27 protein-coding genes are annotated in these 24,707 nt (G+C 67.6%); 11 read left to right on the forward strand and 16 right to left on the reverse strand.

Features of this window, described 5'->3' with window-relative positions; genetic code table 11:
- The first annotated feature begins 43 nt into the window (after positions 1-43).
- Positions 44-298, forward strand: coding sequence for a WhiB family transcriptional regulator (locus GONAM_RS11405; protein ID WP_004023450.1), 255 nt, complete (start codon positions 44-46; stop codon positions 296-298).
- Positions 299-399: 101 nt separating this feature from the next.
- Here GONAM_RS11405 and GONAM_RS11410 read toward each other — a convergent pair whose 3' ends face one another.
- Both GONAM_RS11410 and GONAM_RS11415 read right to left on the reverse strand, forming a co-directional pair.
- Positions 400-1,905 carry a sensor histidine kinase gene (locus GONAM_RS11410; RefSeq protein ID WP_006866921.1) on the reverse strand — a complete coding sequence of 502 codons (1,506 nt, stop codon included), beginning with the start codon at positions 1,903-1,905 and terminating at the stop codon, positions 400-402.
- A 15-nt stretch (positions 1,906-1,920) separates the two neighbouring features.
- Positions 1,921-2,136: a biotin/lipoyl-binding carrier protein gene (locus GONAM_RS11415; protein ID WP_005195222.1), complete on the reverse strand. Its 216-nt coding sequence runs from the start codon at positions 2,134-2,136 to the stop codon at positions 1,921-1,923.
- Between the two features lie 153 nt (positions 2,137-2,289).
- Between GONAM_RS11415 and GONAM_RS23130 the strand changes: the two genes are divergently transcribed.
- Positions 2,290-2,364, forward strand: a complete 75-nt coding sequence (locus GONAM_RS23130; RefSeq protein ID WP_369758845.1) for a 50S ribosomal protein bL37 — start codon at positions 2,290-2,292, stop codon at positions 2,362-2,364.
- Between the two features lie 121 nt (positions 2,365-2,485).
- Here the strand turns inward: GONAM_RS23130 and rsrA are convergent, their stop codons facing one another.
- Both rsrA and GONAM_RS11425 read right to left on the reverse strand, forming a co-directional pair.
- On the reverse strand, positions 2,486-2,773 hold the full coding sequence (gene rsrA / locus GONAM_RS11420; RefSeq protein WP_006866922.1) for a mycothiol system anti-sigma-R factor: 288 nt from the start codon (positions 2,771-2,773) through the stop codon (positions 2,486-2,488).
- Positions 2,770-3,480: a sigma-70 family RNA polymerase sigma factor gene (locus GONAM_RS11425; RefSeq protein ID WP_374112703.1), complete on the reverse strand. Its 711-nt coding sequence runs from the start codon at positions 3,478-3,480 to the stop codon at positions 2,770-2,772. The genes rsrA and GONAM_RS11425 overlap by 4 nt, the downstream gene beginning before the upstream one ends.
- Positions 3,481-3,745: 265 nt before the next feature.
- Here GONAM_RS11425 and ybaK point away from each other — a divergent pair, with 265 nt between their 5' ends.
- Both ybaK and GONAM_RS11435 read left to right on the forward strand, forming a co-directional pair.
- Positions 3,746-4,240, forward strand: coding sequence for a Cys-tRNA(Pro) deacylase (gene ybaK / locus GONAM_RS11430; protein ID WP_006866924.1), 495 nt, complete (start codon positions 3,746-3,748; stop codon positions 4,238-4,240).
- Positions 4,241-4,278: 38 nt separating this feature from the next.
- Positions 4,279-5,055 carry an SOS response-associated peptidase gene (locus GONAM_RS11435; RefSeq protein WP_040536221.1) on the forward strand — a complete coding sequence of 259 codons (777 nt, stop codon included), beginning with the start codon at positions 4,279-4,281 and terminating at the stop codon, positions 5,053-5,055.
- A 1-nt stretch (position 5,056) separates the two neighbouring features.
- Here GONAM_RS11435 and GONAM_RS11440 read toward each other — a convergent pair whose 3' ends face one another.
- Complete coding sequence (locus tag GONAM_RS11440) at positions 5,057-6,085, reverse strand: zinc-binding alcohol dehydrogenase family protein (protein WP_006866926.1); 1,029 nt, start codon at positions 6,083-6,085, stop codon at positions 5,057-5,059.
- A 137-nt stretch (positions 6,086-6,222) separates the two neighbouring features.
- On the opposite strand from GONAM_RS11440, the gene GONAM_RS11445 reads away from it, so the two are divergent.
- Genes GONAM_RS11445 through GONAM_RS11455 form a run of 3 tightly spaced genes read left to right on the forward strand, consistent with a single transcriptional unit; the run spans position 6,223 to position 8,659 of the window.
- Positions 6,223-7,350, forward strand: coding sequence for an ABC transporter permease (locus tag GONAM_RS11445; RefSeq protein ID WP_006866927.1), 1,128 nt, complete (start codon positions 6,223-6,225; stop codon positions 7,348-7,350).
- Positions 7,347-8,027: an ABC transporter ATP-binding protein gene (locus GONAM_RS11450; protein WP_006866928.1), complete on the forward strand. Its 681-nt coding sequence runs from the start codon at positions 7,347-7,349 to the stop codon at positions 8,025-8,027. Before GONAM_RS11445 ends, GONAM_RS11450 begins: the two co-directional genes overlap by 4 nt.
- Positions 8,028-8,044: 17 nt before the next feature.
- Positions 8,045-8,659: a TetR/AcrR family transcriptional regulator gene (locus GONAM_RS11455; RefSeq protein ID WP_006866929.1), complete on the forward strand. Its 615-nt coding sequence runs from the start codon at positions 8,045-8,047 to the stop codon at positions 8,657-8,659.
- 21 nt (positions 8,660-8,680) lie between these two features.
- Here the strand turns inward: GONAM_RS11455 and GONAM_RS11460 are convergent, their stop codons facing one another.
- Positions 8,681-10,177 (reverse strand): flavin-containing monooxygenase, encoded by a 1,497-nt coding sequence (locus GONAM_RS11460; RefSeq protein WP_006866930.1) that lies wholly within the window; start codon positions 10,175-10,177, stop codon positions 8,681-8,683.
- Positions 10,178-10,250: 73 nt separating this feature from the next.
- Entirely contained in the window at positions 10,251-11,441 is a 1,191-nt protein-coding gene (locus GONAM_RS11465) for an ATP-grasp domain-containing protein (RefSeq protein ID WP_006866931.1), read from the reverse strand.
- 113 nt (positions 11,442-11,554) lie between these two features.
- On the opposite strand from GONAM_RS11465, the gene GONAM_RS11470 reads away from it, so the two are divergent.
- Positions 11,555-12,799, forward strand: coding sequence for an MFS transporter (locus tag GONAM_RS11470; protein ID WP_006866932.1), 1,245 nt, complete (start codon positions 11,555-11,557; stop codon positions 12,797-12,799).
- Here the strand turns inward: GONAM_RS11470 and malQ are convergent.
- The 7 genes from malQ to GONAM_RS11505 all read right to left on the reverse strand — a co-directional run bounded on the left by malQ (position 12,762) and on the right by GONAM_RS11505 (position 20,587).
- Positions 12,762-14,903, reverse strand: coding sequence for a 4-alpha-glucanotransferase (gene malQ, locus GONAM_RS11475; RefSeq protein WP_006866933.1), 2,142 nt, complete (start codon positions 14,901-14,903; stop codon positions 12,762-12,764). The two genes, GONAM_RS11470 and malQ, sit on opposite strands and share 38 nt — an antisense overlap.
- Before the next feature lie 125 nt (positions 14,904-15,028).
- Positions 15,029-16,426 carry an FAD-binding oxidoreductase gene (locus GONAM_RS11480; protein WP_006866934.1) on the reverse strand — a complete coding sequence of 466 codons (1,398 nt, stop codon included), beginning with the start codon at positions 16,424-16,426 and terminating at the stop codon, positions 15,029-15,031.
- 4 nt (positions 16,427-16,430) lie between these two features.
- A complete protein-coding gene (locus tag GONAM_RS11485) occupies positions 16,431-17,084 on the reverse strand; it encodes an SDR family oxidoreductase (protein WP_006866935.1) in 654 nt (217 codons plus the stop codon).
- Positions 17,085-17,226: 142 nt separating this feature from the next.
- Positions 17,227-17,502 carry a GlsB/YeaQ/YmgE family stress response membrane protein gene (locus GONAM_RS11490; RefSeq protein WP_005195242.1) on the reverse strand — a complete coding sequence of 92 codons (276 nt, stop codon included), beginning with the start codon at positions 17,500-17,502 and terminating at the stop codon, positions 17,227-17,229.
- A 211-nt stretch (positions 17,503-17,713) separates the two neighbouring features.
- A complete protein-coding gene (locus GONAM_RS11495; RefSeq protein ID WP_006866936.1) occupies positions 17,714-18,157 on the reverse strand; it encodes a lipoprotein LpqH in 444 nt (147 codons plus the stop codon).
- 119 nt (positions 18,158-18,276) lie between these two features.
- Positions 18,277-19,143: a ParA family protein gene (locus tag GONAM_RS11500; RefSeq protein ID WP_040536193.1), complete on the reverse strand. Its 867-nt coding sequence runs from the start codon at positions 19,141-19,143 to the stop codon at positions 18,277-18,279.
- A gap of 70 nt (positions 19,144-19,213) precedes the next feature.
- Positions 19,214-20,587: an oxygenase MpaB family protein gene (locus GONAM_RS11505; protein ID WP_006866938.1), complete on the reverse strand. Its 1,374-nt coding sequence runs from the start codon at positions 20,585-20,587 to the stop codon at positions 19,214-19,216.
- A 392-nt stretch (positions 20,588-20,979) separates the two neighbouring features.
- Here GONAM_RS11505 and GONAM_RS11510 point away from each other — a divergent pair, with 392 nt between their 5' ends.
- Entirely contained in the window at positions 20,980-21,627 is a 648-nt protein-coding gene (locus tag GONAM_RS11510) for a hypothetical protein (RefSeq protein WP_006866939.1), read from the forward strand.
- Positions 21,628-21,645: 18 nt separating this feature from the next.
- Here the strand turns inward: GONAM_RS11510 and GONAM_RS11515 are convergent, their stop codons facing one another.
- Positions 21,646-21,840 (reverse strand): hypothetical protein, encoded by a 195-nt coding sequence (locus GONAM_RS11515; RefSeq protein ID WP_006866941.1) that lies wholly within the window; start codon positions 21,838-21,840, stop codon positions 21,646-21,648.
- Positions 21,841-21,926: 86 nt separating this feature from the next.
- Positions 21,927-22,400, reverse strand: a complete 474-nt coding sequence (locus tag GONAM_RS11520) for an NUDIX hydrolase (RefSeq protein WP_006866942.1) — start codon at positions 22,398-22,400, stop codon at positions 21,927-21,929.
- 60 nt (positions 22,401-22,460) lie between these two features.
- On the opposite strand from GONAM_RS11520, the gene GONAM_RS11525 reads away from it, so the two are divergent.
- Together GONAM_RS11525 and GONAM_RS11530 are read left to right on the forward strand one after the other, a co-directional pair.
- Positions 22,461-23,654 carry an aminotransferase class I/II-fold pyridoxal phosphate-dependent enzyme gene (locus GONAM_RS11525; RefSeq protein WP_006866943.1) on the forward strand — a complete coding sequence of 398 codons (1,194 nt, stop codon included), beginning with the start codon at positions 22,461-22,463 and terminating at the stop codon, positions 23,652-23,654.
- Between the two features lie 69 nt (positions 23,655-23,723).
- A complete protein-coding gene (locus GONAM_RS11530; RefSeq protein WP_006866944.1) occupies positions 23,724-24,524 on the forward strand; it encodes a serine hydrolase domain-containing protein in 801 nt (266 codons plus the stop codon).
- Positions 24,525-24,707: the final 183 nt, after the last annotated feature.

The raw sequence follows: 24,707 nt of genomic DNA on the forward strand, positions 1-24,707 counted from the left end.
CTAATCGAGTGGTGCGCGGAAACGCGCCTGAAGGAGTAGTGGAATGGACTGGCGTCACAAGGCCATCTGTCGCGACGAGGATCCGGAGCTGTTCTTCCCCGTGGGAACCAGCGGTCCGGCCATCGCGCAGGTCGCCGACGCGAAGCTCGTCTGTGCGCGGTGCCCGGTCACCGCTGACTGCCTCTCGTGGGCCCTCGAGTCGGGCCAGGATGCAGGCGTCTGGGGCGGCATGAGCGAGGACGAGCGTCGCGCACTGAAGCGTCGTACCGCACGTACCCGCACCCGGAGCAGCGTCTAGGCTCATCCGAGCCGGCGTTCGCCCGGATTCGAAGAAACCCGGCCACGGCCGGGTTTTTTCGTGTCCGGCAACAGCTTTCACACCCGGATGACCGCGCCGCGTCAGGAACGCAGCGGAATGTGCACGCCGACTTCGGTTCCCGCCCCTTCAGGGTTCGGCCGGACGTCGAGTTCACCGCCGAGTTCGATGGACACCAGTGTCTTCACGATCTGGAGTCCGAGGTGGTCGGAGGTCGCCGGGTCGAAGTTCTCGGGCAGTCCTGAGCCGTTGTCGCGCACGGCGATACGAAGGTTGCGCACGTCACGTTCGGCGATCACCGCGATCTCGGCGTCGGATCGGGGCGAACCGTCGAAACCGTGCTCGATCGCGTTCTGGATCAGTTCGGTGAGCACCATCACCAAGGGCATCGCCAGCTCGGCGGTGAGGACGCCGAGCCGGTCACGGTGACGCACCGTCACCCGTGACTCGTTGGACGCCACATCGACCAGGATCGGCACGAGACGGTCGACGACCTCGTCGAGATCGACCTCCTCGTCGACGCTGCCGGACAGCAGTTCGTGGACCAGGGCGATCGACGCCACCCGGCGCACGGCCTCGTTCAGCGCCTCCCGCGCGTCGGTGTTGGACGTGCGGCGGGCCTGCAGGCGCAGCAGCGCCGAGACCGACTGCAGATTGTTCTTCACCCGGTGGTGGATCTCCCGGATGGTCGCATCCTTGCTGATCAGCGCGCGGTCGCGTCGTTTGACCTCGGTGACGTCACGGATGAGCACCACACTCCCCGACTCCTCCCCCTTCGGGCGGAGCGGCACCGCCCGGATGAGGACCGTCGCGCGCCGGGCGTCGGCCTCCACCCGCATGCCGATGTCGCGGTACGGGCCGGTGGGCACCTCGGCCACCCCGGCCGCGATGTCGAGCATCATCGCTACGTCGTCGGCCTCGAACGGCTCGGTGACGAGTTGTTTGACCACGTCGGAGAGCCGCGTGTGGTTGAGCTCCGCCGTCCAGCCCATGCGATGGAACGCCGAGAGCGCGTTGGGGCTCGTGTAGGTCACCGTGCCGGTCCGGTCGAGCCGGATGAAACCGTCGCCGGCGCGAGGGGTCGACAATCCCCGCGGATTGCCCTCCTCGTGCGGGAACGTGCCGTCGGCGACCATCTGGCACAGATCGTCGGCCGAGTCCTGATAGGCGAGCTCCAGGGGCGACGGCAGTCGCGGATGGGTGAGGTCGACGGCGCGCGTCAGTACGCCGATCACCTCACCCTCGAAGCCGACCGGGACCGCCTCCTGCCGCATCGCGGTGGCCCCGAACCACGTCGGGTCCTCGTCGCGGAGGACCTTGTCGGAGTCGAACGCGCGGACCACCTGCGGATGCACGGAGGTGTCGATGACCCGGCCCACCTCGTCCGTGGGAAAGACGGTCGACGCGGTGTTGGGTCGGCACTGCGCGACGGTGACCACGTCCCCGTCGTCGGTGCGCACCGACAGGAGGAAGTCCGCGAAGGAGAGGTCGGCGAGCAGCTGCCACTCGGCGACCAGACGCTGCAGGTGTGCCGCGGCCGCGTCGGAGAGCGTGGTGTGCTCGGCGAGCAGGTCGGCAAGGGTCGACATGGGGTGCGGCGCGGGTTATTCGAAGGTGGCGATGACGTCGCCGGCCTGGATGACGTCGCCCACCTTCACCTTCAGGTCGGCGATGGTGCCCGGTTCCTCGGCGAGAACGGGAATCTCCATCTTCATCGACTCCAGCAGCACGAGGGTGTCGCCGACCTCGATCTGCTGTCCGGGGGCGACCAGGACCTCGAGGACACTCGCGACGATCTCTGCCACCACGTCTTCAGCCATGCACATAAGTTAGCCCACGAGGTGACCGGCGACGACGGGTCGGGGCCGGGTCGGGACCGATCGCGACCGGTCGGTGGCCGGCCGGGTTTTGGCACGTGGGAGAATGCCTGAGACACTGTGATGTCCCCATCCGCCGGCAAAAGGAGATGCGTCATGGGAAAGCGCGGACGCAAGAAGCGCGCTCGTAAGAAGAACGCTGCCAACCACGGCAAGCGTCCGAACGCCTGATCTTCGCCTCACGGCGGGGTTCGGCGAACGAGCACCAAGAAAAACGCCCGGGTACGGCCACCATGGCCACCCGGGCTTTTTCATGTCGTCACCCCCGGATCAGCCGGGGGTGACGGGGGTTTCAGCGGTCGGTCTCGGCGACCTCTTGGACGATGACCGTCTTGCGGATCTCCACCCGCAGACGATCACGCAGGCCCTGCGGTGCCTGGTCGCCGCCGCACTTGCGGTTGACCAGCGCCTTCAGCTGCCGCTCGATGCCGTAGTGGGCAAGGCACGACGGGCAGGTGTCGAGGTGACCCTGGAGTCGCTTGCGGGCGTTCTCGTCGCACTCGTTGTCCAGCAGCAGCCAGACATCGGCGATGACCGCCGAGCAGTCGAGCTGGGTGAGTTCCGGATCGATGTCGCTCATCGCGCCACCTCCGCACCCTTGGCCGTGGCGGATCGGTGGAAACCACGCTCCCGGGCGACGTCGGCCAGCAACTCACGCAGCTGACGGCGTCCTCGGTGGAGTCGGGACATGACGGTGCCGATGGGGGTGTCCATGATCTCGGCGATCTCCTTGTACGGCAGGCCTTCCACGTCGGCGTAGTACACGGCCATCCGGAAATCCTCCGGAAGCTCCTGCAGCGCGGCCTTGATCTCGTCGTCCGGAAGGGCGTCGAGGGCCTCGATCTCCGCCGAGCGCAGCCCCTGGGAGGTGTGCTCGGCAGTCGACGCGAGCTGCCAGTCGGTGATCTCGTCGGTCGGGTACTGCGCCGGTTGGCGCTGTTTCTTGCGGTAGCCGTTGATGTAGGTGTTGGTCAGGATCCGGTAGAGCCAGGCCTTGAGGTTGGTGCCCTCCCGGAACGACGCGAAAGCCGTGAACGCCTTGATGTAGGTCTCCTGGACCAGGTCCTCGGCATCGGCGGGATTGCGGGTCATCCGCAGCGCGGCACCGTACATCTGGTCGAGCAACGGCAAGGCGTCGCGCTCGAACCGTTCGGTGAGCTCTTCGGGGGACTCGCTCGGATCGGCGCGCCGCGGCGCACCCTTCTCGGCGGACACATCCGCAGCGGAACCGGTCGCGGTGGACCCCGGACCGGCTGCTTCGGTGTCGGCTGACTCGGCTTCGGCCACTACGATCCCTTCGATGAGAGGCGTCACTGGGACGTTGCCGGTCAAGCTTACCGACCCCGGCCCGGACAGGAGGTGCGTCGCCTCCACGAGTACCGGTGGCTCGAGTACCGCCGCTGTGCTCATCTCGGTTCTACCTCCTCGCATGCGCTCCCGATCTTTCTGTCGCAACCAGTCACAACAGGGTGGGACGGGCAGTTTGTTCCCGCGGCGTCGCATACGCTCACCACGTCACATCCGGCCCAGTCCCACCGGGAGGCACCCGACCATGGCGGCAACACCTGCGATCGCTGCCCTCGAACGCGCGAAGATCGCCCACACCGTGCACCGCTACGACCACGACCCGCGATCGGAGGCCTACGGGGCCGAGGCGGTCGAGGCCCTCGCCGACGCGCTCGGGGTGGTCGGCGAGCAGGTCTTCAAGACGCTGGTCGTCGAACTGTCCGGTGGCAGCCGCCCCGGCCTGGCGGTCGCCGTGGTCCCGGTCCCCCGCAAACTGTCGGTGAAGGCGGCCGCTGCCGCACTCGGCGCGTCGAAGGCGCAGATGGCCGAGGCCAAGGCCGTCACCCGCAGCACCGGTTACGTCCTCGGCGGTGTCTCCCCCGTCGGGCAGCGGACCGCCCTGCCGACCGTCGTCGACTCCTCGGCACTCGGGTTCGACCGGATCCTCTGCAGTGCGGGTAAGCGCGGTCTCGAGATCGCCCTGGCACCGGCCGATCTCGTCGCCGTGACGAAGGCCGTGGTCGCCGACATCGCCGTGTGAGGTCCCCCCTGTCGCAGGCGAATGGCAGCATGGTGAACATGTGCGGACGCTATGCGGTGACCACCGATCCGGCGAAGCTGGCGGCGGAGATCGACGCGGTCAACGAGGTACCGGAGCCGGCGAAGGAACCTGCCGATCCCGATGCCCTCGACCTCGATACCCCCGCACCTCGCGCCCTCGGCCCGAACTACAACGTCGCGCCCACGACCACCGTGATGACCGTGGTCAAGCGACATGCGCCGGAGGACCCGACCGACGATCCGCTGCTGCGCATCCGCGCCATGCGCTGGGGGCTCGTACCGCCGTGGACCAAGGAGATCGGCAAGGGACCGCTGCTGTTCAACGCCCGTGCCGAGAGCGCCGCGGAGAAGAGTTCGTTCCGTGCGTCGGTGAAGTCCAAGCGGTGCCTGGTGCCGATGGACGGCTGGTACGAGTGGAAGAAGGGTCCGCCCGACAGCAAGGGCAAGCCCACCAAGATCCCGTTCTACATGTCCCCGCAGGACGGCACCCGGCTGTTCATGGCCGGGCTGTGGTCGGTGTGGCACGACAAGAACTCCGACGCCGCCCCACCGCTGTTGAGCTGCTCGATCCTCACCACCGATGCGGTCGGCAAACTACGCGACATCCACGACCGGATGCCGCTGATCATGCCGTACGACAACTGGGAGGCCTGGCTCGATCCGGACCACCGGGCGCCGGACGACCTGTTCGCGCCGCCCGCCGAACCGCTCGCCGAGGCGATCGACATCCGCGAGGTCGCCCCGCTGGTCAACCGCGTCGCCAACAACGGGCCGGAGCTGCTCAACCCCCTCTGAGTCAGAGGTCGGCGACGAGGACCGCAGCCCCGTCGAAGCGTCCCGCGGCCAGGTCGGCGAGGGCACGATCGGCCTGCGACATCGGGTACTCGTGCGTGGTCGCCCGAACCCCGTGCTGGGCGGCCAGCGTCAGGAACTCCGCACCGTCGGCACGGGTGTTAGCGGTGACCGAGCGGATCTCCTTCTCGTAGAACAGTTCCCGCTCGTAGTTGAGCGGCGGCACGTCGGTGAGGTGGATGCCGGCGATCGACAGGACGCCGCCCCGGTCGAGCGCGCGCATCGCCACCGGGACCAGCTCACCGACCGGGGCGAAGGTGATCGCGGCGTCGAGCAGTACCGGCGGCACGTCGGTGGCATCGCCGACCGACGCCGCACCGAGATCGGCGGCCAGGCGCCGGGACTGTTCTCCACGGGTGAGGACGTGTACCTCGATCCCGAGGGCGATCGCCAGCTGCGCACACAGGTGAGCACTACCGCCGAAACCGTAGAGTCCCAGCCTCTTCGGACGGCCGGGCCCTGTCCCGGGGTCGTCGAGGAGGCCGGTACGCCGGAGCGCGCGATAGCCGATGATTCCGGCGCACAACAGCGGCGCGATCGAGACGTCGTCGATCCCGGCCGGCAGCGGGTAGGCGAAGGCCGCGGGCACGGTGACCAGCTCGGCATAACCACCGTCGACGTCCCATCCGGTGTACACCGATGCCGCACACAGGTTCTCGGCACCGCGGAGACAGCGATCGCAGGTCCCGTCGGTGTGGTGCAGCCAGGCGACGCCGACGCGGTCTCCGAGGGAGAAGCCGTCGGCACCCGGACCGAGTTCGACGACCTCCCCGACCACCTCGTGTCCGGGCGTCACATCGGCATGGCGAACCGGCAGATCGCCCTCGGCGACGTGGAGGTCCGTCCGGCACACACCGCAGGCACGGACCCGGACGAGCAACTCGCCGTCCGCCGGCCGCGGTTCCGGTTTGTCGACGAGCCGCAGTGGTCGGGTGTCGATCGGCCCCGGCTCGCTCACCGCCCAAGCGCGCATACCTCAGGCTAAACCCGCCCGCGCGGTGCAGCGTGGTGTTGCACATGACCGGTCTCACACCGGTCGGGCTACGCCTTCCCGACACTGTGTCGGTATCGTTGCCGACATGGTGTCGGTAAACATGCGAGGGCAGTGACATGTTCCTTGCCCTTCGAGAACTCTCTTTCGCACGCGGACGATTCGCCCTGATGGGGTCGGTGGTCGCGCTCATCGCCATCCTGATGGTGCTGCTGAGCGGCTTGTCGGTCGGTCTGGTCAACGACGGTGTCTCCGGTTTGAAGAAGCTGCCGGTGACCTCCTTCGCCTTCCAGAAGGACATCGCGACCGACTCCGCCTTCTCCCGCTCCCTGGTGCCGACGTCGGCGGTCGGGAAATGGGCCGAGCAGCCGGGCGTCGAGGACGCCGCACCGTTCGGCAACACCCTGATCAACGGCCGCACCAACACCGGCGTGGACATCGACCTCGCCCTCTTCGGCGTCGAACCGGGCAGCTTCGTCAGCCCCACCGCCTCCGAGGGCAAGTCGCTGTCGACCGCCCCCGGTGAGATCGTCATCAGCCAGACCGCCGCCGATGACGGACTGTCGATCGGTGACACGGTCACCGTCGAGCCGCTCGGCACGCAGCTGCGTGTCGTCGGAATCCTCGACGGCCAGAGCACCTTCGGACACGTCGACGTGGCGTTCGTGCCGCTGAAGACGTGGCAGGAGATCCGCGCCGGAGCTCGTCCCGGCGAGCCGGTGCCGCCGCGCGTCTATGACGACATCACCGCCGTCGCGGTGAAGGCCGACAAGTCCGTGGACCTGGCCGCCGGCGATGCCGCCGCGGACACCACCTCGCTGACTCTCGACGAATCCTTCGGCGCCTCACCGGGTTACACCGCCGAGACCTCGACCCTCTCGTTGATCCAGGCCTTCCTGTACGCGATCTCGGCGCTGGTCGTCGGCGCGTTCTTCACCGTCTGGACCATCCAGCGCAGGCAGGAGATCGCCGTGATGCGCGCGATGGGCGCCTCGACCGGCTACCTCCTGCGTGACTCGCTCATGCAGTCGTTCATCCTGCTGCTCGTCTCTGCCGGCATCGGCATCGGGATCGGCGTCGGCCTCGGTGCCGCCATCGGTTCCACCCCGATGCCCTTCGCCCTGGAGACCGGTTCGGTCGCCGCAGCCGGCGGGCTGCTGATCCTGTTCGGCATGATCGGCGCCGCCGTCGCGGTGCTCCGAATCACCCGGGTCGACCCCCTGACCGCCTTGGGAGGCAACCGATGACCGCGCTCGCACTCAACGACGTCAGTCTCGTCCACGGCGACGGGGAAGACGTGGTCACCGCACTCGACGCGGTGAACCTCGAAGTCGCCGCCGGCGAGTTCGTCGCCGTCGTCGGCCCGTCCGGATCGGGCAAGTCCAGCCTGCTCGCGGTCGCGGGCGGCCTCATCACCCCGACGTCGGGGAAGGTCACCGTCGGCGACGCCGAACTGGGAACCGCTTCCAAGCGCGACCTGACCCGGATCCGTCGCGAACACATCGGGTTCGTGTTCCAGAGCGGCAACCTGCTCGACGCGCTGACCGTCGAGGACCAGCTGCGTCTGCCACTGACCTTCGGTCGCGTCGCCGAGTCCCGCTCACCGGCCGAACTGCTCGCCGGTGTCGGGATGTCGCACAAGGCGAAGCGCCGCCCCCATCAGCTGTCGGGCGGTGAACGGCAGCGGGTCGGTATCGCGCGGGCGCTGATGACGCGACCGGACGTCCTCCTGATCGACGAGCCCACCGCGGCCCTCGACCGCCGGCGCAGTCACGAGATCGTCGAACTGCTCGCGCGCGAGACGCACGAGCACGGCGTCGCGACCGTGATGGTGACCCATGACCAGGACGTTCTCATACACTGTGACAAGGTGTACGAGATGATCGACGGACAACTGAACCCGGGCTCCCCGGCGTCCAGCTGAGCTGAGGAGGTGGGCGTTTGCCACGCATCCAGGCGCCCACCGTCGCCGAACACCGGCGACAGCAGGAGCAGGCGATCCTGGCCGGCGCGAAGGCGATTCTCGCCGAGACCGGCCAGGTCCCGACCCTCGCCGCAGTCGGCAAGCGCGTCGGGCTGGCCCGCTCCAGCGTCTACCAGTACTACTCGTCGAGCGAAGAGCTCCTGGCCGCGGTGGTGGCCGACCTGTTCCCCAGTTGGGTCCGGTTCGTCCGGGATCGGGTCACGGCACAAACCGAACCCGGGCAACAGATCTGGGGTTACATCGGCGCGAATGTCGAACTGTTCGTCGGTTCCGAGCAGGACGTGGCCAATGCGCTGACCCGAGTGGTCGACCCGAGTGTGTTGCAGGAGCCGATGCAGCGGTTCCATCGGGAACTCCAGGAACCGCTCGTCGAAGCCCTCGTCGCGCACGGCGAACCGCGGCCACTCGAGATCGCCCAGCTCATCGACTCGATGATCGTCCAGGCGTGTCGGTCCCTCGGAGGCGAGCACTCCGAGACCTCGACGCAGCCACCCACGGAGGCGAACGCGCAGGAGATCACCACGATGATCCGCCGCCTGATCGGCGGCTACCTCGGGCTCGCCGACGCCTGACGCCGGCGAGTACGACCCGTCTCAGCGGAAGGCGTAGTCGCTCAACGGGAACGAATCCATCTCCCGGAGGGTCCGCAGCGTCGAGGCGGGACGCAGGAGTGTCGCCTCCCCGTGCTGGTTGAAGTAGTAACTCCGCGAGCTCACACAGTTGCCGTTGTAGAAGACCGACGACTGCAGACGGTCGGTCACCTCGTCGAGGAAGGCGTCGTTGGCGGTCTCGGTGACCTCGAAGGTGTCCTGCCCGCGACGTCGGAGTTCACCGAAGAGCCGGGTGATGTGCTTCATCTGCCCTTCGATCGTGGTGAAGTACGACAGACCGCTGTAGGAGTACGGGCTGTTGAGCGAGATGAAGTTGGGGAACTTCGGCACGGTGACACCCTCGTAGGCCTGAAACCTGCCCTCGCGCCAGAACTTCCCGAGGTTGCGTCCCTCCCGCCCGACGATGTCGAACGCCGGGAAGTTCACGTCCCACAGGTTGAATCCCGTTGCCAGCACGAGGGTGTCGATCTCGGTCTTCGTTCCGTCGCCGGCCAGGATCCCGTCGGCCTCCAGACGGGCGATGCCGCTGGTCTGCAAGGTCACGTTCGGCTTGGTGAAGCTGGCGAAATACGTGTTGGAGAAGGTCGGTCGCTTGCAACCGAAGTCGTAGTCGGGCGTCAGCTTTCGACGCAGTTCCGGGTCGGGGATCTGGGACCGCAGGTGCGCCTTGGCCAGCCGGGCTGCGAGCTTGTTGCCGGGCTTGAGCTGCTTGTAGTGCAGCACGCCGGAGACCATCAGCAGCTCCAGCAGCGAGGTGTTGACCAGGCGGGCCGCCCGCTGCGTCAACGGGATCCGCCGGAACAGCTGCTGCACCGCCGACGGGATCGCGAAGTCGATCTTGGGGACGACCCAGATCGGTGTCCGCTGGAAGACGGTGAGCGCATCGGCACGCTCGGCCACCTCCGGGATCAGCTGGACCGCCGTCGCCCCGGTGCCGATGACCGCGACCTTCTTGCCGGTGAAATCGAAGCCGTCCTCCCACGCCGCGGTGTGCAGGATCTTCCCCTGGAAGTTCTTGATCCCCGGGAAGTCCGGGACATGGGGCTGGGAGAGGAAGCCGGTCGCGGTGACCAGATAGCGGGCGGTGCGCTGCGTTCCGTCACCGGTCCGTACGCGCCACAACCGCGCGGCGTCGTCCCATTCGGCGGAGTCGACGGTCGTGCCGAACTCCATGTGCCGCTTCAGGTCGTACTTGTCTGCGACGTGGTGGGCGTAGCGCTTGAGCTCCGGCCCGGGCGCGAAGAGTCGCGACCAGTTCGGGTTGGGCTCGAAGGAGTACGAGTACGTGACCGAGGCGATGTCGACGGCGAGACCGGGATAGTGGTTGACATGCCAGGTCCCGCCGAGATCGTCCTCGCGCTCGAGGATCGCGATGTCGTCGATGCCGAGGCGTTTGAAGGCGATGGCGGCACCCATTCCGCCGAATCCGGCGCCGACGATCAGCACCTCATGAGCAGGCGCGGCTTGTGCAGGTTGCATGAGAGACCCCAATAACTGTAACCGACAGTTACTGTAATCTAACACACACCGCGACCGCGTGTATCTCCCCTGGTCAGGCGATCGCGGTGCCGTCCCAGAGCACATCGAAGAACTGTGTCGCCATCAGTTCCTCGCTCTTGTTGCGATTCAGCCCGAGCTCCTTGCGGTAGGCCAGGATGTGCTGCAGCGACAGCGCCGAGTACAGCAGTGGCAGGTGGTCGTGCGGCTGGTCGTAGACACCGCTCGCCCCCTTGGCCGCGGCGAGATTCCGGCGAAGATGAGACGGGTGCTTGAGCGCGTCGCGCAGCACCGCCGCCTTGATCATCTTCTTGCGTCCAGCCGGGACGACGACGAGGTCGCCCGGGTCGAACAGGGCGGTGTCGAACTCCTCGGACGTCGCCACGGTGCAACCGGCGGTCGGTCGCGGATTGCACTCGACCATGTGGTGGACCCCGTCGTCGGTGACGAGGTAGTCGAAGCTGATCTGCCCGTGCCAGTTGAGTTCCCGCGCGATGGTCTGGGCTGCGGCGAGGGATTCCGGCGAGTCGACGGACTGGAAGACGATGCCGCCGCGATCGTCGATCGCGAGGGGGTGCTCGTAGCAGGAGTGCAGGACGATCTCGCCGTGGTGGGCGACGCTCCAGCTGCACCGGTCGACACCCGCGAGGTATTCCTGGACGAGCCACGGGTCGTCGGGCGTCGGGGTGATGTCATCGACCGAGGACTCCCCGGCCAGCGGCCCGGTGTTGGTGAGGATGTCGAGCCCGCCGCGCCCGAAGGCGGCCCGGGCGAACCAGTGCGGCCACCGCTGGGTGGCCTCGCGCAGCTCCTCACGGCTCGTGGTCGTCACCGACTCCGCGGCCGGGAGCCCGAGTTCGCGGCAGAGGGCGGTGAACCCGACCTTGTCGTGGACGCGGGCGAGGGTCTCGAAATCGGGGAAGAACAACTCGACGTCGGGATGCGCCGCGGAGATCCGGTCGCGGTGTTTGGCGAGGTAGAAGACCTCCTCGAACATCGGGAGCAGCCAGGTGATGTCGTGCTCGCCGATCGCCTCGATCACCGCGTCGACGAAGGCGGTGGTCTGTTGGGTGGGTGCGGGGAGCACGAGATGCCGTCGCGCGCCGCGCGAGTGACTCCCCGGCGCCGAGGCGAAGGTGTCCGCGGCGGTGACGTCCCGCCCGGTCTCACCCAGTTTGTGGATCTCGTCGACGGCGAACGGCATCCGGGATGTGGTCACGAGGAGGTGCGGTTCAGAGGCCTGCATGGCTGCAGACGATAAGCGACGCGCGGGCTTCCGGCCCGGCGATGGCGGACAGATGGCGAGGATTTGTTCCCGGTCGGCACTCCCGACCGGTCCGGCGGTAGTTTGGCAGTCTCATGACTGATCGATCCGGCACCCCCTCAACCCGCTCCTCCCGTGGTGCGGCGGCCGCGCCCCGTTCGACCACCCCCTCCTTCGTGGCGGCGGTCTACGCCTTCGCCGTCGTCATGCTCGGGACGACGCTGCCGACACCGCTGTACTCGCTCTACGGCGAGGCGCTCGGCTTCGGTGTCGCCACGACGACGATCATCTTCGGTGTCTACGCGACGGGAGTCATCGCCGCACTGATCGGTTTCGGTCGCTGGTCCGATGTGATCGGGCGGCGCAAGTTGCTCATCGCCGGCGCACTGCTCTCTGCGGCCAGCGCCGTCGTCTTCCTCACCGCCGGACCGGTCTGGCAACTGCTGGTCGGCCGGGTGCTGTCCGGGTTGTCGGCGGGGATCTACGCCGGCGCCGCAACGACTGCGGTCATCGAACTCGCACCACCGTCGTGGCGGGGCCGGGCGCCGGCCGTCGCGACCGCGGCCAACATCGGCGGACTCGGGATGGGGCCGCTGATCGCCGGAGTGCTCGCCGAGTATGCGCCCGATCCGCTGTACACCCCGTTCTTCCTCGACCTCGTCCTCCTGGCACTTGCCTTCGCCGGCATCTGGCGACTACAGGAGACGGTCGACGTCAAACCCGGTGCCCGTCTCGGTGTTCAGCGACTCTCGGTACCGGCCGACATGCGCGGCGTGTTCCTCCGCGCGTCGATCGCCGCCTTCGCGGGCTTCGCGGTGATGGGCACGTTCACCGGCGTCATGCCCTCGTTCGTCACGCAGATATTCGGCGTCGACGACCGCGCGTTCACCGGCTTTCTCGTCTTCGTGCTGTTCGCCTCCTCCGCGGTCACGCAGATCGTGGTGCGTCGCATGCCCACCGAGCCCGCGCTGATCGCCGGTTGCGCGATCCTGATCGGCGGCACCTGCTTGTCCGTCGTCGGGCTCATCGCCGCGTCGACCGCAGCCCTGCTCGCCGGCGCGGTGGTGTGTGGCGTGGGCCAGGGCATGTCGTTCAGCAAGGGACTCGCGTCGGTGGTCGCAGCCAGCCCGGCCGATCGGCGAGCCGAGGTCACATCCACCTATTTCGTGGTGGCCTACGTCGCGATCTCGCTGCCCATCGTCGGGCAGGGTGTGGCCGCAGAGCAGTGGGGACTGCGGCCGGCCGGCATCGCCTTCAACATCGGCGTTGCGGTGCTCGCGCTGGTGGCGTTGATCCTGACGATCATCGTGGTGCGGCGCCCGGAACCCCGTTCTCGTTGAGCACGTCCACCAACTGCCGGAAGCGCACGCTGCTGACGAGGTCCTCCACGAGCACCACCTCACCGTCGGCGTTGGCGAGCGGGATGCACCAGTTCGGGTATTGCTCGGCACTCGTGCCGGGTTGGTTCTGAATCCGCCTCTCCCCCACCGCGTCCACGAGTGCGACGCTCAGCAGCACCGACGGTGTGTGCGCGATGACTGCGTAGAGGGCGTCGACGACCTCCGGTTCCGACAGCGGGGTGTCCCGCGACAGCAGTCCACGCTCGTAGGCGAGTTCGAGGACGGCGTCGCGTTCGCGTTCGTTGCGTTCCCGTTCGGCCTCTTCCCCTGTCTCGAGCAGTCCCAGCCGCGCCCGCAGCGCGATGTGGTCACCGGCCAGGTAACCCGACGTCGGCGGGAGGTCGTGCGTCGTCACCGACGTCAGGCACAGTTCGCGGTAGCGTTCCGGCGCGATCGCCGCCTGGCGGTCCTGCTCGAACCACAGGATCGACGTGCCCAGGATTCCTCGCTCGCGCAGCGTGTCCTGCACCGTCGGTTCGAAGACCCCGAGGTCCTCGCCGACGACCACCGCGTCGGCCCGTTGGGCCTCGAGGGCCAGGATGCCGATCAGCGCCTCGCTGTCGTAGTGCACGTAGGTGCCGCCGGCCGGTCCCATGCCGTCGGGAATCCACCACAGCCGGAACAGCCCCAGGATGTGGTCGACGCGGACCCCGCCCGCGTGACGCAGCACGGTGCGGATCATGTCGCGGTAGGGCTCGTAACCGGCTTCGGCCAGTCGGCGCGGATGCCAGGGCGGCTGATCCCAGCCCTGGCCCTGCTGATTGAAACCATCCGGCGGTGCGCCCACCGTCGCACCGGAGGCGAGCACGTGGCCGAGCGCCCAGGCGTCGGCGCTGTGCCGGCCGACGCCGACGGCGAGGTCGGCCATCACGCCGACGGACATCCCCGCGGATTCCGCGGCATGCGCCGCGGTGGCGAGCTGTTCGTCGCAGATCCACTGCAACCAGATGTGGAAGTCGATGCGCCGAGCGAGTTTCCGGCGCTTCTTCTTGAGGTACGTCGGATCGAGGAACTTGTCCTGCCAGCGGGGGTCGTCGGCGTCGTAGCGCTCGGCCAGTGCGCACCAGGTCGCGAATCGCTTGAGGCCTTTGCCCTCCCGCTTTCGGAACTCCCGCAGGGCGGTCTTGCGGGCGGGACTCAGCGGCACGCCGTAGATCAGTTCGAGTGCTTCCAGCTTCGCCCGGTAGGACTTGTTGCGCCGGATCCGGTCGGTGGCGGTGTTCTCTCCCATGAACCCGCGGGCGAGCTTGTCCAACCACTTGCGCTGGGACTTCGACAATCCGTCGAGTTCGGGGATGTCGGTGACCCGGATGTAGATCGGGTTGAGGAAGCGGCGGGTGACCGGAAGGTAGGGCGAGGCCTCGATCGGAGGGTGCGGTTGCGCCGCATGCAACGGATTGACCTGCACGAAATCAGCGCCGTACGCACTGCCCGCGACCTCGCAGATTCCGGTCAGATCGGCGAAGTCGCCGACCCCCCACGAGTCTGCCGACCGGATCGAGTACAGCTGCACGGCCAGGCCCCACCGCTGCTGCCCCAACAGCCGGTCCGCGGTGTGCAGCCGGCGCGGGGTGACGATCAGCGGCGCGCTCGACGCCGTCGAGTCGTCGAGGTCGAGGGCTTTGATCTGGTGGTATCCGGGTTCGAGGTCGTCGGGGATCGCGAAGGTCGCCCGCCCGACGAGCGCGCCGTCGATCTCCCGCGGGTCCACCCACGCGTCGAGTTGTTCCGGCGCGACATCGCGGCCGTCCTCGGTCGCGATCCACACCTTGACCAGGTTCCCGTGCGGGACATGGACCCAGAAGGTGTTGCCGCCGCCCTCGGTCACGACCGTCACCGCGGGGACGAATTCGCGCCACGGCCGCTCGTCGACCTCCCGGATCGACTCCTCGATCTCCTCGGGTGAGTCCGCAGGGACGTCGAGCGCGGTGAGGACGGCGACCAGCGTCTCCGCGCTCACGTCGTGGGTCTCCTCGTCCCAGCCCACATAGCTGGTGGCCACACCGTGACGATGCGCCAGTTCGGTCAACCTCTCGGTGTTCACGTCAGCCACCTCGCCATCGTCTCAGGATTCGGGCGACTCCGCGCTACGTCCCTTCGATACGCCCTCCGCAAGCTCCGGGCCACTCAGGGAGCGGAGGAATACGCCCTCCGCAAGCTCCGGGCCACTCAGGGAGCGGGGAGACCGAAGATGACGCCCGGGTTCAGCAATCCCTGCGGGTCGAACGCCGCCTTGACCGCGCGCATGGTGTCGAGGTCGACATCGGACCGGCCCAGGTGGGTCCAAGCCGTCTTGGCGCGGCCGATGCCGTGTTCGGCACTGATGGACCCGCCGTTTGCCGCGACGATGCCGAAGACCCGGTCGGTGACGGTCCCGGCGTGTTCTTCGGGGACGTCGAGCAGGTTCACGTGGATGTTCCCGTCACCCACGTGTCCGAAAAGGATGGGACGACACGGGAAGTCGCTGGTCGTACCGACCGCGGCCAGCTCGGCGAATGTCTCCGGCAAGGCGCGTATGGGGACGGAGATGTCGAGTTTGACGACCGGCGTCGTACTCGACCGGGCGATCGTCTCGGTATGACTCTCGCGTGCACCCCAGAGTGCTCGTGCGGGCGCCGGTTCGAGGACGGCGTCGACGAGTCCGCCGGTGCCGTCGAGCAATTCGGCCATCGTCGTCTCGATGTCGCCGACCCCGGACACCTCGAGCAGGACGTAGAACGGCGCGGGTGTCGCCGTCGGCCGGCGTTGTCCGTGCTCGTGGACGAGTTCGATGCCGGCCTCGGTCATCAGCTCGGCGGCCTCGACGGTGAGCCCACGCGACGATGCGGCGCCGATCAGTGCGATCGCGTCCTCGACGTGTTCGACCGCGGCCACCGCGACGGTCGCCGCCGACGGCGGGACGACGAGTTTGAACAGCACGCGGGTGATGACCGCGAGGGTCCCCTCACTCCCGGCGAGAAGTGCCGGGAGGTCGTATCCCACATTGTCTTTCACCAGTGAGGTCCACCGGCGGAGGATGCGGCCGTCGGCGAGCACCGCCTCGATCCCGAGGACCTGGGAACGCGTGTTGCCACGGCGGATCATGCGGATTCCCCCGGCATTCGTCGAGACCACCCCGCCCGCGGTGGCCGACTCGCGGGAGGCCAGGTCGATGGGGAAGGCCAGGCCCGCGTCCGCGGCCCGACCGTCGATGGCGTCGACGGTGGCACCGGCCTGGGCACCGACGCAGCGCCCGACCGCGTCGACCTCGTCGATGTCGGTCATGCGGGCCGTCGACAAGACGATCACCGGTTGTCCGGTGTCGTCGCGAGGTGGCGGCACCGAGCCACCCACGAGTCCGGTGTTCCCGCCCTGCACACAGATCCGGGCGCCGACGGAGGCGCATTCGCCGACGACCCGGGAGACCTCCTCGGTCGTGCGGGGGCGTACGACCGCATCCGCCTGGCCTCGGTATCGACCGGTCCAGTCGGCCAGGAAGCCCTCCATCGCCGCGGGGTCGGTGAGGACGTTGCACTCACCGACCGCCCTGCGCAGTTGCGTCAGCAGGGCATCCGCATGCCCGGGCACGGTGTCAGACCTGTGCGACCGCGTCGGCGACCGGCGTGGGTCCGTCGTTGAACTCGATGACCTTGTGCACTGTCTCGGGCCGGGCGAGGACTTCCGCCGCCACCGCGGCAACGTTGTCGCGGCTGACGTGGTCGCCATCGCCTCGGGTCCCGCCGACGGCGATCTTCCCCGTTCCCGGCTCGTCGGTGAGCCCGCTGGGTCCGAGGATCGTCCAGTCGAGGTCGCTCGACTTCAGGTAGGTGTCGGCGGCAGCCTTTGCCTCGGCGTACGCGTGGAACGAATTGTCCTCGGGGACGCCGTGATCGGGGCCGGCACCGAAGTAGGAGACGATGACGTAGCGGCGGATGCCGACCTTCGCCGCCGCGTCCATCGATCGGATCGCCGCATCCCGGTCGACGGCGTACGTTCGCGCGGGGTCACCACCGCCCGCTCCCGCCGACCAGACCACGGCGTCGTGTTCGGAGATCGCCGTGGCGATCCCGGTCGTGTCGAGGGTCTCCACGTCGGCGACGACGGGTACCGCTCCGGTCTCCGCGACATCGCGCGCATGTTCCGGGTTTCGGATGATCGAGGTCACCTGATCGCCTCGGTCGGTCAGGATCTTCGCCAGGCGCAGCGCGATCTTGCCGTGTCCACCGATGATGGCCACTCGGGTCACTGGATGCTCACTTTCCGTTGCTCACTCGTGCTGGGGTCGACGACAGACGTACTTTTCCCAACGTACCCACCCCGCGAACGACACCACCCCGGTCCGGACGCGGTGCGTCGGGACCGGGGCGGGTTCGCTGTGGGGGCTGCGATCAGACGCGGGTCCGGCCGCGCCCGGTCACGAGCTTGACCAGGAACAGCAAGATGCATGCGCCGATCAGGCAGGTGACGAAGCTGAAGATCCATCCGGCACCTTCGACGTCGACGCCGAAGATCTTGAGGAGGAATCCTCCGAGCAGGCCGCCGATGACGCCGACGACGATGTTGAGGATGATCCCCTGCTGCGCATCGGTCTTCATGATCTTGCTGGCGATCCAGCCGGCCAGACCACCGATGATGATCCACGCAATGATGCCAATTCCCAGCATGTTTGCCTCCTAGGTAGTTGTTGATCCTGCGTGCGTACGTAAATCGTCCGAATCGTCCAGATCGTGCGATTTGCTACAAGACCGAACGTACCCAGGAATTCCGGGTCCAAACCTGCGGGCACGGATCTGTGTGCACATCGAGACCCGTGCGACGGTCGTGCCGAGACCTTCTCCAGGGGGTGAGGCCGCCCGAACTGCGGCTATGACGGAATCACGGACAGGTCACCTCGATCTCGTAGGACTTGGTCACCTTCTCGGTCGGGTTGGCGAGATCGACGCCCGACGCCTCGCCGGTGATCTTGTAGGTGGAGCCGTCCTTGTCGACCTCGGCACTACCCTCACCCACACCCTTCTGATAGCCGAGCGTCACGCCGTCCACGGAACCGAGCCCGACCGACTCGACCTCCGGCGAATCCCCCGACGACAGCACGACGCCGATGCCCGAGGTGCCCGACCCGGAACCGATCCCGATCGTCACCTTCCCAGCCGCATCGGTGCAGCCGACGGTCTTGTCCGCCAGATCCACCTCCCGGTCGTCGACGGTCACCTTGGCCTCCGCGTCGGTGTTCTCGGAGTCGTCCGAGCCGCATGCGGTTACGGCGACGGCCAGTGCCGCCGCGCCGAGGACTGAAGCGATGTGCACTTTGTTCATCATGAGAACTCCTGGGCAGTCGTGAACGCCGCCGGCCGGCGGGCTGAGACGAATCTAGCGGTTGAGCTGCGCGTTGGCACAGAAATGTTCGAATATCGGGACCTTCGGCACCGCAGTGGGTCTCAGGCGATCGACGGCAGTTTCGCGTCGGCCTCGATCATCACCGCGCGGGTGAGATCGCGGAACTGTTCGTAGTGCCCGTGATAGCCGTACTTGGCGTGCAGACTCGGCCACCGCGTGTGGTCTGCGGCCGCGCCGATCGCATTGGCCTCGTGGAGATATGCGGGCAGGATGTTCTGGATCGTCGGATCGCGCCGGAGGCGGTGGACGGTGTCCCGGTGCAGCGACGACGACGCCCGGTACTTGGTGATGACGACACCGAGTTCGACGATGGTACGGCCGATCTCGGCACCGAAGTCGGCGACCTGCCGCTGGACGTGTGGAATCGCGTACGTGGACAACACGTCCGGGATCGTCGGGATGAGATACCCACCGGCCATGAACAATCCGTTGAGACTGAATGGACCGACGTTCGGCGGACAGTCGACGAGGACGTAATCGTAGCGGGACATGGCGGGGGCCAACGCAGCCCGGAGCACCTCGACGGCGGCGAGATGGTCGTCGGCGGCGACGCGGCGCGCGCTCATCTCCTCCTGCAGGTCGATCAGGTCCAGCGACGACGGGACGAGGTCGATCCCCGTGACCCCGTCGATCGACGAGACGTCACGTTGGACGGTGCTCTCCAGGTCGAACCGGTGGGTGCCGTCGAGGACGTCGGCGAACAGGGTTGCGACGGTGTGCCCGCGCGCATTACAGGCCTCCCAGCCCTTCTCGCCGATCATCATCGTGGTGAGGTTGGTCTGGGCGTCGAGGTCGACGAGGAGCACCTTCTCACCGAAGGCGCCGGCGAGGAAGTCGGCGAGGCCGGCCGTGAGCGTGGTCTTCCCGACCCCGCCCTTGAGGCTGATGGTCGCGATCACCGTCGGCATGGTGTCCCCGGTCTGTTCGGTGGGTCTGCGTCGCCAGACTAACCGGGAGAAACGCGCGGCGCAGCGACTCTCAGCCGGTCGTACCCAGGGCCTCGACCCTCTGGTCGTGGTGGGCGAAGGTGGGACCGCGCCCGCCGTCCTGCTCGGCGGCCAGCTTGGTGAAGGCGTCGTGCATGACGGCCCAGTAGGTGTCGCCGTTCGCGCGACGCCTGTCGGCCCGCTTCCAGTACCCGGGGATGCGTCGGTCCAGATTCGCCAGGCGCGCCTGCGCGGTGATGAGTTTCGGTGCGACACGTCCGATTCGGGTCGGCTCGGGAGTACCGGTGATGCGCTTGCCGAGGAACGTGCCACCGATGAAGAAATACAGGCCGTGCAGGGTCTGGTGGAGCGCCGACTTCACCTGCGTGTCGATCAACGGGACCCGAACCTTGTCCATCAGCGTGTTGAGCATCATCTCGGAGACGTCGTTGAGCGCCTCGGAGAACTCCGACGGTGGTTCCATCACCGCATAGCCGTAGTCGAGGAGCTCCACCGCTTCGCCGAAGGTGCGCGGGATCATCGCCTCTCGAATACCCAGGATGTGACCGATGTACGACCAGAAGATGTTGAGGTCTTCCAGGTCCCGGTAGTCGTAATGACGACCGTAGTTGATGTCGTACATGAGGTTGGCGACCCCGAACGACGGGATGCCGCCGGACATCTCGGCATTGGAGATCGGCACACCGTGCTGGGCGACCCATTCCTCCCCCCACTTCTTACGCAGCATGACACGCGCCTGCGCGTGCATCAGCCGCACCCGGACGGCGTTCTTGAACGCGATGCCGTAGCGGTCGAGCGCCCCCGGTGCGGGCAGGTGCACCCAGAACTCGGCGGTCTCCAGCGACCGGTTGACCATGTTGCGCTGCATGCGACCCATGGTTCCGACCGCGCCGCCCACCGAGCCTCCCTGGACGGTGACCAGGGTGTTGAGGAAGATCAGCGACGCCTTGCCCGCCGGGCTCACGCTGTTTGCGACGATCGCGCCCCGGTCGACGCGCTCCCTGGTGATCCAGGACGGCGGGTTGTCGATGTGCTCGAAGAGCGCGACGAGTTCCTCCGGGGGATCGTCGATGGTCTCCAGTCCGTTGTCGAGTGCGTCTTCGAACATCTGCCGTCCGCTCCGCGGGGGCAGTCTGCGGAACATCTGCACGACCGCGTCCATCTCCGGATCACCGACCCAGAGATGGTCTTTGGCGCGGGCCACGATTCCGCCGGTGTCGGGGAGCCGATCCTGCACGTCGACCCAGCCGTCCAGCAGTCGATGACGGGCAGGTGTCCAGTCCGGGTTGAACGTCGGTCGCGCGGGCGGTGCCGGTCGCAGCGGGCGCCCCAGCACCGGATCGATCGGGGCGTCGGGGGCGGGCGGTGGGGCGAGGGCGTCGAGGTGATCTTCGAGGACGGTCATGGTGTCTCCGCGCATTCCGAGGTCCGGCAACTTAGTAATCTAGGTTAGCCAACTCGGCGGGCGTGCGGAGCCGTTCCATAGACGAAGCAGTCTCGGCGCCCGAACCCCGCCGTTCCGTGCCGCGCACTCGTCCCCGCATCCCGGCCGGCCGCCCTGACGTTTCCACCGTTGATCAAGGTTCGGGAGAACGCGCGATTCGGGCGACCCCGACTCTGCCGACATAGTCGAAATCTGTGAGAATGGTCGTCGCCGGACATTTCACGCCGAGACCGCGCGGACACCACGGCACATTTCGTGAACCGAGGAAATACGCGACGACCCGCAGTCCCTGGATTCACGTGATACCGATTCACCGAACGCGGCCGCGTCACCTCCGCGAGACAAGGACAGTCATGACCACTCGTCCCACGAACGCTGGTATCCGAAAGCTCTCGGCCGGAATGGCTTTCGCCGCAGCGGCGGCGACAACCATCGCGCTCGCACCGTCCGCCTCGGCATCCCCGGGAGATGTCACCGTCTCACCGTCGGTGTCCGGAAACACGATCACTCTCGAGGTCACCAACAATGCGAACAAGCGCATCGGCTGCGAGATCTTCGGCGTGAAGGCCAATTCCACTCCCACCGCCTCGGCCGTGGTCTTCGGTTATCAGACGCCTGAGGAACTCGGCGCCCTCATATCCCCCGGCACGTCGAAAAATGTGCCGATGCGGGTCACCGCGGGCAACCCGCCGAAGCCGACCGGGTCCGCGACGATCCCGACCGGGACCTACGACATCTATTGGGGTTGCGCCACTATCACCCTGCCGCCGGGCTCCGTCCGCGAGCAGTTCTGGGGAACCAACCCGCCGTTGACCAACATGACCCCGACCGCCGGGGCGCCGGTCCGCGTCACGGTGACGGGTGCCGGGCCGGCCACGCCGGAACCCCGGTCGGAGGCCCCCACGACACCTGCTCGCCCGACGGTCCCCAGGTTGCCCGGTATCGAGATCCCGGAGCAGATCTGCGCCCCGTGGGCCTGCTACCCGCTGCCGAGACCCTGATCGCTCACCGACTCCGCGTCACAGCGGCGTCGGGTGATTGTCCTTGGACTTCGAGCGGAACAGCATGTACCCGCCGTAGAGGGCCAGTCCGATGAGGGCGATCCAGAAGAGCCCCTCGAGCAGCGGCCCGATCACCGCCAGCGCGATGAGGACGACCGCGATGATCCCGAGGACCTTCCAGAACGTGGTTGACGAATTCGTTGATGTGCTCATGCCCCGAGTCTCCGCCGGCACCCCACCAAAAGCCACAGGTCAGCCGGTATATGGGGCGAAGTTCAGGGACATCCCTGAGACCGTCCCTAGCGCCGGAACCAGGCCTCGGGATTGCCGCTCAGGGCCTTGGAGATCCGTAGGCGCGAGGTGTCGGTGAGGTCGTCGGGCAGATCGTCGGGCGCGAACCAGGCGACGTCGGAGTTCTCGTCGTCGGCCGCATGCGGTTCGCCGTCGACGTATCGCGCGAGGAAGCGGACGTCGAGGTAGCGCGTCTGATCCCCGTTGGGATAGGTGATCAGCGGGGTTACGTCGACACTGGTCAGGCGGATGATCTCGGCGGTCACGGCCGTCTCCTCGGCGACCTCGCGCAGCGCCGCGCGGGCAGGCTCCTCACCGGGTTCCAGCACCCCGGACACGACCGCCCACTGTCCGTTGTCGACGCGGCGGGTGAGCAGCAGACGGCCGTCGGCGTCGCGGACGACCACACTGACACCCGACAGCCAGAGCTCGCGATGGCCGACCTGGGCACGCAGGTCACGGATGAAGTCAGGGATGGGCATCCCCACATCCTGCCTGCCCGGGCCTCGGGGCGTGTCGCGGCGGCGCGCACAATGTGATCCATGAAGATCTCCCGACGAGCCGAAGGGATCGCCCCGTTCTACGCGATGGAGTTCGCGCGGAACGCGGCCGAGCTGGAGGCGCAGGGCCACCACGTGGTGAAGCTCAACATCGGCGAACCCGACTTCGGACCGCCCCCTGCGGTTCTCGCGGCAGCCCGTGAGGTCAGCGACGGCCGGCCGCTCGCGTACACCGGCGCACTCGGTCTCCCGGAGTTGCGGGCCGCGATCGCGGACTTCTACGGGCACCATTTCGGCGCGGATGTCGACCCTCGACGGGTCGCGGTCACCTCCGGCGCCTCGGCCGCGCTGCTCATGGCGTGCGCCGCACTCATCGATCCCGGCGACAGAGTGCTCATCGGAGATCCGTCGTACCCGTGCAACCGCCAGTTCGCCCACGCCTTCGGTGCGCAGGTCGACCTGATCGAGACCACCGCGGAATCACGCTTCCAGCTGACGACCGATGACGTCGAGAGGTCCTGGACCGACAGCACACGCGGTGTCATCGTCGCCACCCCGTCGAATCCCACCGGCACCTCGATGCCGTACGACGAATTGGTCGCGATGACCGATCTCGTCGCAGCGCGCGGCGGCTGGTCCATCGTCGACGAGATCTACCTCGGCCTGTCCGACCCCGGTGCGGACGGACGCGCCCCGCAAAGCATCCTCGCCACCGACACCCCGGGTACGGCCGAGACGGTCGTGATCAACAGCTTCTCCAAGTACTTCGGCATGACCGGCTGGCGTCTCGGCTGGTGCATCGTCCCCGACGAGTTGGTCGGGGTCATCGAACGCCTCGCACAGAACTTCTATGTATGCCCGCCGACCCCGTCCCAGTACGCGGCGCTGGCCTGCTTCACCCCGGAGTCCCTGGCCGTCGCCGAGGACAACCGGCGCGAGTTCGCACGTCGCCGGCACCTCGTCATCGACGGGCTCGCGCGCATCGGGCTCGACGTACCGGTGGTCCCCGACGGGGCGTTCTACGTCTACATCGACGTGAGTTCGACCGGGCTGAGTTCGGCGGAATTCTGCGACCGCGCCCTTCGCGAGGCACACGTCGCCCTCACGCCGGGCAAGGATTTCGGGGTCGCCGGTGCCGATCGCTTCGTCCGGCTGTCCTACGCGGCGTCGACGGAGGATCTCGCTCTCGCGATCGACCGGCTCGGCGCGTTCGTGGGAGCCGGAAACCCCGCGTGACCCGCGACTGACGCCGACCTCGCGGATAGAGTGTGATGTGCAACACTCTTCGAGCCCAGGAGGCGGCGCATGAGTATCGCCGATCTCGACACCGTGGACCCGAAGCGGATCGCGGAGGAGGCGGGGAAGGTCCTGCGCGAGCGGACAACCGGCGAACCCCGGGTGCCCAGTGTCGTCGCCGGGGTCACCACGGACCAGCGGACCGTCTACCTCGAGGCGGTCGGGCTCAGGGCCTCCGACGCCGATCATGCGATGACCACCGACTCGGTGTTCGCCCTGTTCTCCATGACCAAGGCGATCACCGCGACAGTCGCGCTCCAGCTCGTCGGCGAGAAGCGGCTCGACCTGCACGCACCGGCGAGCGAGTACGCCCCGGCCATCGCCGATCTGGAGGTGATCGAGGGATTCGACGACGACGGCAACCCACGGCTGCGCCCACCCGCCTCCGCCGTCACCACCCACCAACTCCTCACCCACACAGCGGGTTTCGGCTACTCCTTCTTCGACGAGACCTACCACCGACTCGAAACCGAGCACCGGCAACCGCCGATGTCCGAGTCGACACACGCCGCACTGCGCACACCGCTCCTGTTCGATCCGGGCACCGCGTGGGAGTACGGCTCCAACATCGACTGGGTCGGCCAGGTCATCGAGGGCATCACCGGCCGCCGCCTCGGTGACGTGATGAGCGATCGCGTGTTGTCGCCACTCGGCATGTCCGACACCGCATTCACGCTCTCCGGCGACACCCGGCACCGTCGCGCGATCATGCACCACCGCCGCGGCAACACCCTCATCGCAGATCACCAATGGGAGCGAACCCGCTACCTCGACTTCGAGACCGCGGTCTACCGCGCGCTCAGCGTCTGACCCAGAACCTGCCGACCGGACTCCCAGAAATCTGGGGGCGCACCGGTTCCAGAGGTTCCGCCGCGACTTTTCCGGCGTTCGAGGGATGGCGGGAACAAAAGGTGCTCAGCGACTCTGAGTGCCATGAACACATCGGGAACCGCGGTGCCGAAGACCGCACCCGACCCCGCTTCACCGTCCGCT

This window comes from Gordonia namibiensis NBRC 108229 (assembly GCF_000298235.1).
GTDB lineage: Bacteria > Actinomycetota > Actinomycetes > Mycobacteriales > Mycobacteriaceae > Gordonia > Gordonia namibiensis.

What these genes read in the sequence shown, in the direction of transcription:
- GONAM_RS11450 (WP_006866928.1), top strand. Translation starts at nt 7,347, where the DNA reads ATGACCGCGCTCGCACTCAACGACGTCAGTCTCGTCCACGGCGACGGG.
- GONAM_RS11505 (WP_006866938.1), bottom strand. Translation starts at nt 20,587, where the DNA reads ATGACCGTCCTCGAAGATCACCTCGACGCCCTCGCCCCACCGCCCGCC.
- GONAM_RS11405 (WP_004023450.1), top strand. Translation starts at nt 44, where the DNA reads ATGGACTGGCGTCACAAGGCCATCTGTCGCGACGAGGATCCGGAGCTG.
- GONAM_RS11490 (WP_005195242.1), bottom strand. Translation starts at nt 17,502, where the DNA reads ATGCTGGGAATTGGCATCATTGCGTGGATCATCATCGGTGGTCTGGCC.
- GONAM_RS11435 (WP_040536221.1), top strand. Translation starts at nt 4,279, where the DNA reads ATGTGCGGACGCTATGCGGTGACCACCGATCCGGCGAAGCTGGCGGCG.
- ybaK (WP_006866924.1), top strand. Translation starts at nt 3,746, where the DNA reads ATGGCGGCAACACCTGCGATCGCTGCCCTCGAACGCGCGAAGATCGCC.
- GONAM_RS11465 (WP_006866931.1), bottom strand. Translation starts at nt 11,441, where the DNA reads ATGCAGGCCTCTGAACCGCACCTCCTCGTGACCACATCCCGGATGCCG.
- GONAM_RS11415 (WP_005195222.1), bottom strand. Translation starts at nt 2,136, where the DNA reads ATGGCTGAAGACGTGGTGGCAGAGATCGTCGCGAGTGTCCTCGAGGTC.
- GONAM_RS11500 (WP_040536193.1), bottom strand. Translation starts at nt 19,143, where the DNA reads ATGCCGACGGTGATCGCGACCATCAGCCTCAAGGGCGGGGTCGGGAAG.
- GONAM_RS11520 (WP_006866942.1), bottom strand. Translation starts at nt 22,400, where the DNA reads ATGCCCATCCCTGACTTCATCCGTGACCTGCGTGCCCAGGTCGGCCAT.
- GONAM_RS11525 (WP_006866943.1), top strand. Translation starts at nt 22,461, where the DNA reads ATGAAGATCTCCCGACGAGCCGAAGGGATCGCCCCGTTCTACGCGATG.
- GONAM_RS11470 (WP_006866932.1), top strand. Translation starts at nt 11,555, where the DNA reads ATGACTGATCGATCCGGCACCCCCTCAACCCGCTCCTCCCGTGGTGCG.
- GONAM_RS11410 (WP_006866921.1), bottom strand. Translation starts at nt 1,905, where the DNA reads ATGTCGACCCTTGCCGACCTGCTCGCCGAGCACACCACGCTCTCCGAC.
- GONAM_RS11530 (WP_006866944.1), top strand. Translation starts at nt 23,724, where the DNA reads ATGAGTATCGCCGATCTCGACACCGTGGACCCGAAGCGGATCGCGGAG.
- rsrA (WP_006866922.1), bottom strand. Translation starts at nt 2,773, where the DNA reads ATGAGCGACATCGATCCGGAACTCACCCAGCTCGACTGCTCGGCGGTC.
- GONAM_RS11495 (WP_006866936.1), bottom strand. Translation starts at nt 18,157, where the DNA reads ATGATGAACAAAGTGCACATCGCTTCAGTCCTCGGCGCGGCGGCACTG.
- GONAM_RS11510 (WP_006866939.1), top strand. Translation starts at nt 20,980, where the DNA reads ATGACCACTCGTCCCACGAACGCTGGTATCCGAAAGCTCTCGGCCGGA.
- GONAM_RS11460 (WP_006866930.1), bottom strand. Translation starts at nt 10,177, where the DNA reads ATGCAACCTGCACAAGCCGCGCCTGCTCATGAGGTGCTGATCGTCGGC.
- GONAM_RS11440 (WP_006866926.1), bottom strand. Translation starts at nt 6,085, where the DNA reads ATGCGCGCTTGGGCGGTGAGCGAGCCGGGGCCGATCGACACCCGACCA.
- GONAM_RS11445 (WP_006866927.1), top strand. Translation starts at nt 6,223, where the DNA reads ATGTTCCTTGCCCTTCGAGAACTCTCTTTCGCACGCGGACGATTCGCC.
- GONAM_RS11515 (WP_006866941.1), bottom strand. Translation starts at nt 21,840, where the DNA reads ATGAGCACATCAACGAATTCGTCAACCACGTTCTGGAAGGTCCTCGGG.